The sequence below is a fragment of the Massilia niastensis DSM 21313 genome (assembly GCF_000382345.1).
GTDB classification, from domain to species: Bacteria; Pseudomonadota; Gammaproteobacteria; order Burkholderiales; family Burkholderiaceae_D; genus Telluria; species Telluria niastensis.
Genome location: NZ_KB908114.1, coordinates 1 through 11,008 on the forward strand (window position 1 = coordinate 1; position 11,008 = coordinate 11,008).

At 64.5% G+C, this 11,008-nt stretch carries 13 protein-coding genes; 7 read left to right on the plus strand and 6 right to left on the minus strand.

The window, feature by feature from the left end; genetic code table 11:
* Positions 1-167 (minus strand): transposase domain-containing protein (locus H162_RS33365; protein ID WP_211223728.1); only part of this gene is annotated, 167 nt, incomplete at its 3' end.
* A gap of 151 nt (positions 168-318) precedes the next feature.
* The gene (locus H162_RS0120195; RefSeq protein WP_020655309.1) at positions 319-945 is read right to left on the minus strand and encodes a helix-turn-helix domain-containing protein; all 627 of its coding nucleotides are present in this window, start codon (positions 943-945) and stop codon (positions 319-321) included.
* A gap of 68 nt (positions 946-1,013) precedes the next feature.
* Between H162_RS0120195 and H162_RS0120200 the strand changes: the two genes are divergently transcribed.
* From H162_RS0120200 to H162_RS0120230, 7 genes are all read left to right on the plus strand, one after another.
* Positions 1,014-2,363, plus strand: coding sequence for a S41 family peptidase (locus tag H162_RS0120200; RefSeq protein ID WP_051109970.1), 1,350 nt, complete (start codon positions 1,014-1,016; stop codon positions 2,361-2,363).
* Between the two features lie 252 nt (positions 2,364-2,615).
* Positions 2,616-2,897 carry a hypothetical protein gene (locus H162_RS31385; protein ID WP_020655311.1) on the plus strand — a complete coding sequence of 94 codons (282 nt, stop codon included), beginning with the start codon at positions 2,616-2,618 and terminating at the stop codon, positions 2,895-2,897.
* A gap of 49 nt (positions 2,898-2,946) precedes the next feature.
* Complete coding sequence (locus H162_RS0120210) at positions 2,947-3,225, plus strand: hypothetical protein (RefSeq protein ID WP_020655312.1); 279 nt, start codon at positions 2,947-2,949, stop codon at positions 3,223-3,225.
* A 65-nt stretch (positions 3,226-3,290) separates the two neighbouring features.
* A complete protein-coding gene (locus H162_RS0120215) occupies positions 3,291-3,542 on the plus strand; it encodes a hypothetical protein (RefSeq protein ID WP_020655313.1) in 252 nt (83 codons plus the stop codon).
* Positions 3,543-3,570: 28 nt separating this feature from the next.
* Positions 3,571-3,849: a hypothetical protein gene (locus tag H162_RS0120220; RefSeq protein ID WP_020655314.1), complete on the plus strand. Its 279-nt coding sequence runs from the start codon at positions 3,571-3,573 to the stop codon at positions 3,847-3,849.
* A 147-nt stretch (positions 3,850-3,996) separates the two neighbouring features.
* Positions 3,997-4,281, plus strand: coding sequence for a hypothetical protein (locus H162_RS0120225; RefSeq protein ID WP_020655315.1), 285 nt, complete (start codon positions 3,997-3,999; stop codon positions 4,279-4,281).
* A gap of 29 nt (positions 4,282-4,310) precedes the next feature.
* Positions 4,311-5,069, plus strand: coding sequence for a PP2C family protein-serine/threonine phosphatase (locus H162_RS0120230; RefSeq protein WP_020655316.1), 759 nt, complete (start codon positions 4,311-4,313; stop codon positions 5,067-5,069).
* Positions 5,070-5,084: 15 nt separating this feature from the next.
* On the opposite strand, the gene H162_RS0120235 is transcribed toward H162_RS0120230, so the two are convergent.
* The 4 genes from H162_RS0120235 to H162_RS0120250 form a co-directional block, all read right to left on the minus strand.
* Entirely contained in the window at positions 5,085-6,380 is a 1,296-nt protein-coding gene (locus H162_RS0120235) for a sigma-54 interaction domain-containing protein (RefSeq protein ID WP_020655317.1), read from the minus strand.
* A complete protein-coding gene (locus H162_RS0120240) occupies positions 6,377-9,442 on the minus strand; it encodes a peptidase domain-containing ABC transporter (protein WP_020655318.1) in 3,066 nt (1,021 codons plus the stop codon). The genes H162_RS0120235 and H162_RS0120240 overlap by 4 nt, the downstream gene beginning before the upstream one ends.
* Before the next feature lie 71 nt (positions 9,443-9,513).
* A complete protein-coding gene (locus tag H162_RS0120245; RefSeq protein WP_020655319.1) occupies positions 9,514-10,275 on the minus strand; it encodes a peptidylprolyl isomerase in 762 nt (253 codons plus the stop codon).
* Between the two features lie 261 nt (positions 10,276-10,536).
* Positions 10,537-10,953, minus strand: coding sequence for a DUF1622 domain-containing protein (locus tag H162_RS0120250; protein ID WP_040787775.1), 417 nt, complete (start codon positions 10,951-10,953; stop codon positions 10,537-10,539).
* Between the last annotated feature and the right edge of the window lie 55 nt (positions 10,954-11,008).

Sequence of the window (11,008 nt, forward strand, 5' to 3'; positions counted from 1 at the left end):
ACCAACCACACTACCTGCTGTGCTGGCAAACGTCTTCGTCGAATGCTCGCCTTACCTGTATGGCTGAGCGCCTGCTCGATCCACTCAACTGGCAGATGCTCACCCAGCCGTTGCCAATCAGGAGCGGGAAGATCTGCGGTTACAAGTGGGAGGGTATCGGCTAGCATCGGAACCGAAGGTTAACAGAGCCGCTACACGTTTACAACAGCCAAATGATCAAAGGCGGCTTAACTTAACCGCATTAGGGTCAGAGTCGAATTATCGTAAATAGTGAGAATGTTAATGAACAATTCGACTCTGACCCTAAAAGCGAGAGCCTTAGCGGAGATCTTCCGAATCCGCGTTTATTTCCGGCTCGCCCCTGCGCTTTGGCAGGGCGACATGGGGCGCGAGGACAAACGTGCAGCTGAGTAGATGATCGCGCTCGTCCGTGCGCGGATGGCTCATCAGTTCGCACAGGCGTTCGAGCAGCTGGTTGGCCTCCGCCAGTTCCTCCCTGCTCAACCAGGCCTTGTTGCGGGCCGCCCAGCACTGCCGCGACGGCCCCTCGGTCACCAGGCCGGTCGTCTCCAGCGCCTCGGCAAAGTCCTTTTCCGCCACCTGCAGCAAACCATGCGCAAACTTGCGCAAGGCCGCCACGTGGCGCTCGCTGTCGATCCGGTACGCAAGGCGCAAGGGCTGGCAGGGATCGCCCGCGAGCCGGTAGCGGCGCTCGTCCTCTCCCTGCCCGCCCAGCTCGACGACCAGCCTGGCCTTGCACAGGAGTTTCAGGTGGTAGTACAAGCCATCGGCATGGCGCCCCAACTGCAGGGCGAGATCCGCCGCGCTGGCGTCGCCGCCCAGCGCCGCCAGCGTGTCGACGATCTCCTGGCGAATGGGCGAGGCCAGCACGGTGATCAGTGCGGGGTCATCGATCGCCCGATAGTTCATGGCCGGCTTATCCATGGCTTGTCCTTTGTTGAAAAATACGTATAGTATTTCAACAAACAATTTCTCACAACCGTGAACCGCCCATGAAAACAGGACTTCCACGCACACTGGTCCACCTGGCCTTGCTGGCCGCCAGCCTTTTCACTCCCGTGGCGCTTGCCGGTACCGCGCCGCGGATCAGCGCGGAACAGCTGCGCGAAGACCTCGCCTTCCTCCGGCAGACGATTGCGCGCGTGCATCCCGACCTCCGCTTCTCGACGAGCCAGGACGCGCTGAACGAGGCGCTGGACGCGATTGCAGCCGGTGCCCGGACCGACCTGACCCGTGACCAGGCATGGCAGCGCCTGGCGACCTTGAATCCCTTGTTCGCGGACGCCCATTTTTTCGTCGGCTACCCGGACTGGCGTGCGGACGGCGCGGCCCACCTTGCCTCGGGCGGCGCCCTGTTTCCATTTGAGGTCGATCTTGACGGCAAGGGACAGTTGTCGATTCGCACCGCACTGGGCGGAGGAGCGAGCGAACTGGCGGGCGCGCGCATCCTTGCCATCAACGGCGTGCCGGCGGACCTGGCGGCGACCGAGCTGTTGAAGCGGACGCACGGCGATACGCCGCTGTTCCGCGCCCATCTGCTGGCCGGACGCTGGTGGCTGTATCACTGGAAGCTGTATGGCGCCGCCGTGCGCTATCGCCTCGACCTGCTGCGTGACGGCCGCCAGTGGTCGGTCGACGTTCCCGCCAGCACCCAACTGCCGACTGTCCTGCAAGGCGCCACGGACTTCGAACGGCGCTTCGGTGTCGAGATCGGGCCCGGCTGTACGGCCGTGCTCAAGGCCGGCTCCTTCGATGGCGAATTCAAGCACCAGTTCCTGGCCTTGACGCGCATGGCCTTCGACCGCATGCGCCAGGAAGGCGTGTCCACCCTGTTCATCGATATCAGCGACAACGGCGGCGGGGACGACGACATGTGGCTGGAAGGCTTGATGCCGTATATCGCCGCCCATCCCTACCGTACCGGCTCGCGGTACACGAAAAGGGTGCTCGAAGCGAACCCGGCGCGCGGAGAAGCCGCCGGCCAGGTCATCGATGGCGAGATCCAGACCTGGCGCCAGCCCCTGCCCGACAATCCCTTGCTGTTCAAGGGCAAGGTGGTGGTCCTCATCGGTCCCGCGACCTATTCGTCCGCGGTGCTGTTCGCGAACGTGATCCGGGATTTCGGTTTCGGTACCCTGGCAGGCAGGGGCCATGCCGCCCGGCGCACGCAATCCGGCGGTGTCAGGAAATACGTGCTGCCGCATACCGGGCTTGCCTTGTGGGCGCCGCGCTTCGTGATCCAGCCTCCCGCCGGCGCGCAGCAGGAAGCGCTGCTGGTTCCCGCGCCGGGCCTGGAACAGGCGCCGGCAACCTCCTGTCCGCCGGCAAGCGCATCCCGATAATCGCCCGCCCCGGGACCTGTTGTGCCGTGCCAAACAGGTCCCAAAATGTGTTGGATCCAGCCCGCCTTCCCGCACGTCCCCAGGCGTTGACAATGCGCTCTCGCCATCCTGGACGAAAGCAAATAATCCTTCATTTTCAAAGACTTGCGATTCACACGCGCGCTCCCGGAGTGGCTGGCACGCTTTCTGCTCAATGTCTATCGAGCGCAAACAAAACGCCTCAACCACACCACCCACTCAGGAGAAACCAGCATGAAAACCTTGATCATCACCGACCTGGCCCGTACCGAAGAACTGGACCGCAGCGCCATGGCGACCGTCCGCGGCGGCTTCAAGATGGGCGCGCCCTACTACTCGGTCGGCGACGTGAGCTACGCCCCCAAGTTCGACTCCTCGATCACGGCCACCCAGAACCTGGGCCAGATGCAGGAAGTGCTGACCGCCACCGCCAACGGCTCGGCTTTCCTGGCCGGCGTGCACGTCGACAGCGACGTCTCGCAGCACGGTGAAAACAAGATCATCCGCCGCTCCTGATTCACACAAACACGTTTCGACCACTTACATCATCTCAAGGAGACTCACCATGAAAACCCTGACCATCAAAGACCTGGCCCGTACCGAACAACTGGATCGCAGCGCCATGGCCGGCGTACGCGGCGGCTGGAAAATGCTGGCCCATCCGTCCTACAAGATGGGCGACGTGAGCTACGCGCCGAGCTTCGACTCGTCGATCACCGCCACCCAGAACCTGCTGCAGCAACAGAGCGTCGCCACCGCCACCGCCAACGGCTCGGCCTTCCTCAAGGGCGTGCACGTGGACAGCGATGTCTCGCAGCACGGCGAAAACAAGATCATCGGCTAACAGCTTGCAGCTGCGCGCAAGCCGCGCGCAGCGCCCTCGAATTCACGGATCCAGGAGAAAACATCATGTCGTCCCTCGTCATTCAAGACCTCGCACACAACACCGCACTCGACAAGCGCGCCATGTCGGCCGTACGCGGCGGTAACGCCTTCGGCAAGGACATCAACGTAAACGTCAACGTCAACCAGCAGATCGGCCAGTTCCAGCAGATCGGCGTGAATGTCCTCAACAACAATGGCGTGATCGGCGCCGGTTTCGTCGGTCCGGACATCAAGGTGCCCGTCTCGATGTTTGCCGCAAACAATGTCGTGTTCTAAACCAAGCAAACCATTCAGGAGAACCACCATGAAAACCTTGACCATCACCGACCTGGCCCGCAGCGAACAACTCGACCGTCCGACCATGGCCGCCGTGCGCGGCGGCTGGAAAATGGGCCAACCGTCCTACTCGTTCGGCGACCTGAAGTTTGCCGGCACCCACGACTCGTCGATCAGCGCCACCCAGAACCTGGGCCAGATGCAGGAAGTGCTGACCGCCACCGCCAACGGCTCGGCCTTCGTGGCAGGCGTGCACGTCGACAGCAATGTCGATCAACACGGCGAGAACAAGATCGTCCGGCGCTGATGCCTCGGCGCGCCTCCATGAAGACCCGGCCAGCGCGGTTTTCATGGAGGGCGACGGCGACGGCGCCTGTCGAAAGGCCGGGAAACCCGCCGGAATTGGTCTACACTGGAGAAACCGGTCTCCCTTATCCCAGCACGGAGATGCATCATGTCTACCATTATCATCAACGACCTGCCCGCCAGCGCGACGCTCGACCGCAAGGCGATGTCGGCCATCCGCGGCGGCGGCGCGCCCTGGGTGTTCGGATGGATCAGGCCGTTCGTCGGTGCATCCTCCCCGAGCCAGTTCCCGGTGATTAACTTCTATCAGATCAATAATTTCGCCGACCAGATGATCAACCAGTTCCAGACGGTGTCGGTGAACAATTCCGGCGCCAACTCCACCCTCAACGTGAGCGTGGATGCGAACAGCGTGAACAATGGATTGTTGTAGCATCGGGAGGGTCCAGCCTGGACGATGCAATGAGCTGCGATAGCGAACTTCGTTGGACATCCGCCGCGCGCACCGACATCGGTCTGGTGCGCAGCCGCAATGAGGATTCGTATCTCGCGCAACCCGAGGGCGGCCTGTGGGCGGTCGCGGACGGCATGGGCGGGCACGCCTTCGGCGACCTCGCCAGCCGCGCCGTGGTGGATGCGCTCGCCGGCCTGCCGGAATCCGCCAGCCTGGCCCAGTTCGTCGACGCCGCGCGCGAGCGGCTCGCCAGGGTCAACGGGGCCCTGCGCGACGAGGCGCGCGCGCGCCAGGTGCCCGTGATGGGAAGCACCGTCGTCGCCCTGCTCGCCTGCGGCCTGGACGCCGCCTGCCTGTGGGCCGGCGACAGCCGGATCTACCTGTACCGCCATGGCCGCCTGCAGCAGCTCACGCGCGACCACAACCAGATCGAAGAGCTCAAGGCCCAGGGCGCCGACATGGCCGCCGCCGTGGCCAATCCCAACATGATCACGCGCGCGATCGGCGCGGCCGACACCATCGACTTCGACGTGGTGACACTGCCGGCGCGCGCCGGCGACATCTTCCTGCTGTGCAGCGACGGCCTCAGCAACCCCGTGGACGAGGGAGCGATCGCGGCATCGCTGGCCGGCGGCGATTGCGGGCAGGCGGCGGACGACCTGATCGCGCAGGCGCTGGCCAATGGCGGGCGCGACAACATCACGGCCATCGTGGTGCGGGTCGACGACCTGTCCGGCGACCAGACCATGATCAATCCGGCACTCTGACACGCCGCCGCAGGCTCAATGCTCCTTGCGGAAATCCTTCGAGTGCAGGCCGTGCTTCTTCAGCAGGATCTGCAGGTGCGAGCGGTTCATGTCCCAGCGCCGCGCCAGCTCGGCCACCGTGCCCCCGACTTCCTGCAGGCCGCGCTCCAGGCAGATGCGCTCCGCCTCGTCGCTGGCGGCCCGCTTGGCCTCGGCCAGCGAGACCTCGGCCGGCGTGCCGGCCGCCTGGGCCTTGGCGTTGCGCGGCAAGGCGGGCCGGATGTCTTCCGGCAGGTGCGAGAGGTCGGCCGTCTCGCCCGCCAGGCAGGAGAGGCGGTACATGAGGTTGCGCAGTTCGCGGATATTGCCGGGGTAGGAATAGCGCAGCAAAAAGTCGCGCAGGCGCGGCGTCAGGACCACCGGCCGCCGCTTCAGCGCTTCCGCCGACTCGTCGCCGTAATAGGCGATCAGGAGCGGGATCTCGTCCTTGCGGTCGCGCAGCGGCGGCAGGGTCACGTGGATCACGCTGAGCCGGTAGAACAGGTCTTCGCGGAAAGTTCCCTGTTCGATCAGCTTGCGCAGGTTCTTGTTGGTCGCGGCGACGATCCGCGCATCGACCGAGATGGTCTCGTCCGATCCCACGCGCTGGATTTCATGCGACTGCAGCACGCGCAGCAGCTTGACCTGTCCGGGCAAGGGCAGCTCGCCGATCTCGTCGAGGAAGATGGTGCCCTTGTGCGCGCTTTCGAACTTGCCCTTGCGGTCGTTGGACGCGCCCGTGAAGGCGCCCTTCTTGTGGCCGAACAGTTCCGATTCGAGCAGGCTGTCGGGAATCGCGCCGCAGTTGACGGAGATATAGGGCTTGTCGGCGCGCGAACCGTTGGCGTGGATGACCTTGGCCATCAGTTCCTTGCCGGTGCCGCTCTCGCCATCGACCAGCACCGGGAGGTCGGTGGGCGCCGCCTTCTCGGCGATCTCCAGGGCGTCGAGCAGCTTGGGGTTGTCGCCGAAGGTGCCTTCGAACACGAAGCTGCGCGCCAGCAGCGCCTGGCGCCGCTCGCCGGTCGACGGTTCGGCCGCCGGCTCGGCCTCCGCGCCGGGCGCCGTGCCGGACGCCGCACCGGCGCTGACGGCATGCACGAAGCGCTCCTTGTGCGACAGCTGCATGACTTCGTCGCGCAAGGTGTTCGCCTGGCGCAGCAGCTTCTCGATATCGGGCCGCTCGATCCGGGTCGCCCAGCGCAGGGTCGAGCGCATGATCTCGATCTTTTCGAGCAGTGCCGCATAGGACATCGCCGATCCGCGCTCGCCGCCGGGATTGAACAGTTTCATTCGGACGATCCCAGCTGTTTCTGCACCAGTTCGTAATACATGCCGCGCCGGGCCAGCAGTTCTTCATGCCGTCCCTGCTCCACGATCTTCCCTTCGTACAGTACGACGATCTTGTCGGCCCGCATGATCGTGCTGAGCCGGTGCGCGATGATGACGGCCGTGCGCCCCGCCAGGATCGCTTCCATGTTACCCATGATGTTGCTCTCGGACTGGCTGTCGAGCGCCGAGGTGGCTTCATCGAACACCAGCAGGCGCGGGTCGTGGTACAGGGCCCGCGCGATGCAGAGCCGCTGCACCTGGCCGCCGGACAGTCCGAGGCCGCGCTCGCCCACCACCTGCTCGTAACCCAGCGGCATCTTGCTGATGAAGGCATGGGCGTCGGCCATCTTCGCCACTTCCTCGATGCGGCGCCGGTCCGGGCTGTCGTCGCCGCTGGCGATGTTCTCGGCGATGGTGCCGGAAAACAGCAGGTTGCTCTGCATGACATAGCCCACCTGGGCCCGGTAGTAATCCTTGTCGAGGACGCTCATGTCGTAGCCGTCGACGAAGATCTTGCCGTCGCTGGGCGGATAGAAGCCCACCAGCAGTTTCGCCAGGGTGGTCTTGCCCGAACCGCTGCGCCCGACGATCGCCACCAGCTCGCCGGGCTTGATGTCGATGTTGATGTCCTCGAGCACCCAGGGCGTGTCCTCGCCGCCGTAGCGGAAATACATGCGGTCGAGCTTGAGCTCGCCCTGCAGGTCGGGCAGCACGACCCGCGACGCGAGGTCGGCCGGCTTTTGCTCCGGTTCGATGTCGAGCACGTCGCCGAGGCGTTCCATGGCGACGCTGGCGTCGCCCATCCGGCTCCACAGGCCGACCAGCCCCATCAGCGGACCCAGCACGCTGCCCATCAGGGCGTTGAAGGCCATCAGCTGCCCGATCGTCAGCTCGCGGTTCAGCACGAGGGTGGCGCCGACCCACAGGATCACGATGGTGGTGGCCGAATTGAGCAGCTGGCTGGCCAGCCCGACAAGGATGTTGAAGGATTGCGCGCGGTACTGCACTTCCAGCGCCTTGACGTATTTCTTCTCCCATTTCAGGCGCACCGGGCGCTCGCTCCCCATCCCCTTGATGGTTTCGATGCCGCCCAGCGCTTCCATCAGGAAGGACTGGGCGTCGGTGGAGGCGTTGAAGACCTCGCGCGCATAGTCCTTGATCTTCGGGGTCACCAGCACGGTCAGCGCGATGATCGGAATGACGAAGCCGATCAGGAGCAAGGTGAGCTTCACGTTGTAGAGGAACAGGATCGTGAAGTAGATGAACACCATCAGCAGGTTGAGCAGGGTGGTGACGGTCGACTCGGTGAGGAAGGAGCGGATCGTCTGGTTCTCGGCGAAGCGCGCGAGGATGTCGCCCGTCTTGCGCTTGGCAAAGAAGGAATACGGCAGCGACATCGTGTGCTTGAAGAACTGCGCCATCATCGAGAAATCGAGGTTGCGCACCATGTAGTTGGCCAGGTAGGCGCGCACCGTCGACATGACCTGGCTGAAGATGGTGGCGATGACCAGGCCCAGGATCAGCAGGTGCAGCAGGCTCAGGTTCTGGTGCACCAGCACCCCGTCGAGGATGTTCTGGATGATCATCGGCGGCACGATGCCCAGCATCTGGATCACGAAGGTGGCCAGGAACAGGTGCAGCAGGATCTTCTTGTAGGGCGCCAGGTAGCTGATGAAGCGCAGCCAGGGCGAGCGCGCCGCTTCCAGCTGCACCAGCTGCTGGCCGGGGGTGAACACCAGGCAGGTGCCGCTCCAGCCGCGCTCGAACTCCTCGACGCTCATCTTGCGGAAGCCGACCGCCGGGTCGGCCACCCACACCTGGCGCGGCGAGACGCCGTACACGACGACGTAGTGATAGCCTTCCCAGTGCACGATGAAGGGCAGTTCGAAGCCGAGCAGCGCATCGTAGGTGCACTGCACCCCGCGCGTGCCGAAGCCCAGCGCTTCGCCCGCGCGCGCCAGGCTGTCCAGGGTCGCCCCTTGCGCGGTGACATTCGCCAGTTCGCGCAGCTTGCCGAGGGTCATGTTGATGCCGTAGTGACGGCACAGCATCGCCAGGCAGGCCGCGCCGCAATCCATTTCCTCGGCCTGCTCGACCCAGGCGAAGCGCTTGAGGATTTTTTCGCCGGACTGGGGCTGCGAGGCAAGGTCGAGGATGACGGGGCGCTTGCGGCGTTCCGCCAGTTTTTTCTGGCGATGCAGTTCGCGCTCGAAGAAGCGGACCCGCTCCTCGATCACCTCGCGGAACTTGGCGTTGCGCTCGAGAATGAAATGCGCGGATTTCTCCGGAATCACGAGCAGGGTGACGTCGGTCCCGGCCAGCACCGCGGCAGGCTGTTCCTGGCGCATCAGGCAGGCCTTCTCGCCGAAGATCTCCCCCTGTCCCAGGGTGGCCAGCACATATTCGTCGTTGGCGTCGTGGACCACGACGCGCACCTCGCCCTGGCGCACGACGTACAGGCGGCGGTCGTCGCGCGCGCCCTGCTTCAGGATTTCCTTGCCGGCGCTGATGCGCTTGACGCCGACGCTGCGCACGAACTCTTCGAGTTCGGGCTTGCTCACCTTGCCGCGCAGGTCGAACAGGCGCGCCACCAGGCCGCCGGCCGAGCTGATCGCCACGCAGTTGTTGATGAAATCGAGCGCCGCCGGATTGCGGCCGACCACGGGTTCGATCGCGGTGCGCGGGATGAACCACAATTCCGTCTTCAGGGCGGCGCGCGCCGACAGCTCATGCCGGTAGCTGCGCAGCATGGCGATCTCGGCGAAGACTTCGCCGGTCTTGCGCACCCCCATGCTGATTTCCTTGCCGTGCTCCTCGCTGAACACGCGCACCGAGCCGGACTTGATGACGTACAGGCCCTCGGCCGGATCGCCGGCGTTGCAGATGGTGTCGCCGAAGGCATACGAGCGCGGCTCGATCGCCGCGGCCAGCTGTTCCAGTTCCTCCGCCGTGAAGACGGACAGGATCTCGACTGTCGACAGGAATTCCGCGGAAGATTGTCCTTGTTGCGCTAATGAGTCCATGTCGATGCCTGCCAGCCTCGTCCGTCACTGCGTTGCAATCGGCTGCGGGACCATGGCGGCCTGTCGCAGGCTTACCGCGCGGGGCAAGCTTCGATGATGTGCTCCTGCGCCCGCGCCACCAGCCATTCCTCGCGCAGCAGGCGGCGTACCTCGACCGCGGTCTCCTCGTCGAGGGTCGCCGGGTGCTTGGCATTGACCATGTAGATTTCGTACAAGGCCTTGTCCTGCGATGGGAACGGCCCCAGCAGGTCGCCGGCCGCGGCGTTGAAGACGCGCGCCTCGATGTCGGCCTTCAGGGAGCCTCGCAATACCTTGCCGATCAGGCCGCCGTTCTCGCGCTCTTCGCCGACCGAATATTCGCGCACCATCTCCGCGAAGCTGTCCGGATCGTCGGTCAGCGCCGACATCATTTCCTTCGCCTTGCCTTCCGAATCGAGCACGATATGGCTGATCTCGACGCTGTCGAACCTGGGCGAGTTGAGCTTGAAATATTGCTCGACCGCCTTGTCGCTGCAGACCTGGGCCATCATTTTCTCGTGGTACAGGCCGTCGGTGATGAAATCCTCGAATTCGTCGAGGCTGATCCCGAGGGAATCGAGGTAGTGGTTGGTGTCGGCCGCCCGGTGCAGGCCCTGGATGCGGCGGAACTGGTCGGCGCGCTCCTGGATTTCTTCGGGAGCCAGAGGCAGCCCCTGCTTCTTGGCGGCACGCACGGTCAGCTTCTCGCGCACCAGTTGCTCGACCAGCCCCTCGAACTGCCCGGTGAGTTTCAATGTTCTGATGAAATAGTCGGTATCGATGACTTCATCGTCGATGCGCACAATCCCAGCCATGACTTCTCCTCGATGTAATCCCATCCGGTACAGCCAGGCTTTGGGATTGCTTCACGTTTTCACTCGGCGCGATGCGGCAATACGACGCCCCATCGGGCGTTGATCCCTCTTTCCGTTGTAGCAGGCGGACCAGCAAAATTCAATGTCGCCGCTGCCTCCATTCTGCGCCTTAAAGTTGGACACGAACAGTCGGGAATCGGTTCAGTCATGCATGGGTCCAACAGCGGGTGGAAGCCCGCTGTGCGGCACCAGGCGGCGCCCTCAGTCGGTCGCGGCGGGCCCGGAGGCCGGGGAGCGCTGCCGCGCCGGCTCCACGCGCGCCCGCTCGTCATTGATTTCCTTGGTCAGGAAGTGGTTCAGCACCGTCCGGATGACGGCGATGGCCGCCAGCTTGCCGATCCGGTCCCAGGTGGGCGCCACCGACGTCGACAGGATGTCGGCGGCCAGCTGGAGTTCGAGCGCCAGGGTCAGGTAGCGGGCGAAGGCAAGCCGGATCGGAATGAAGTGGTCATCGGGACGCGCCAGCAGGTGGCGCACCAGCCCGACGATGACGACCGCGACGCCCGCGGCGACGACCAGCGCGCCCAGCGCCTCGACCAGCAAGCGCAGCCATTCCACATGGGAACGGACATGTTCCTCGACCTGGTCAAACAAGCCCGCCTCCATTCTCTGGTTCATGGCGCTCGCGGCAGTGGGACGCGCGCAGGCCAGCGGCCTCCGCGCCACGGTGTTG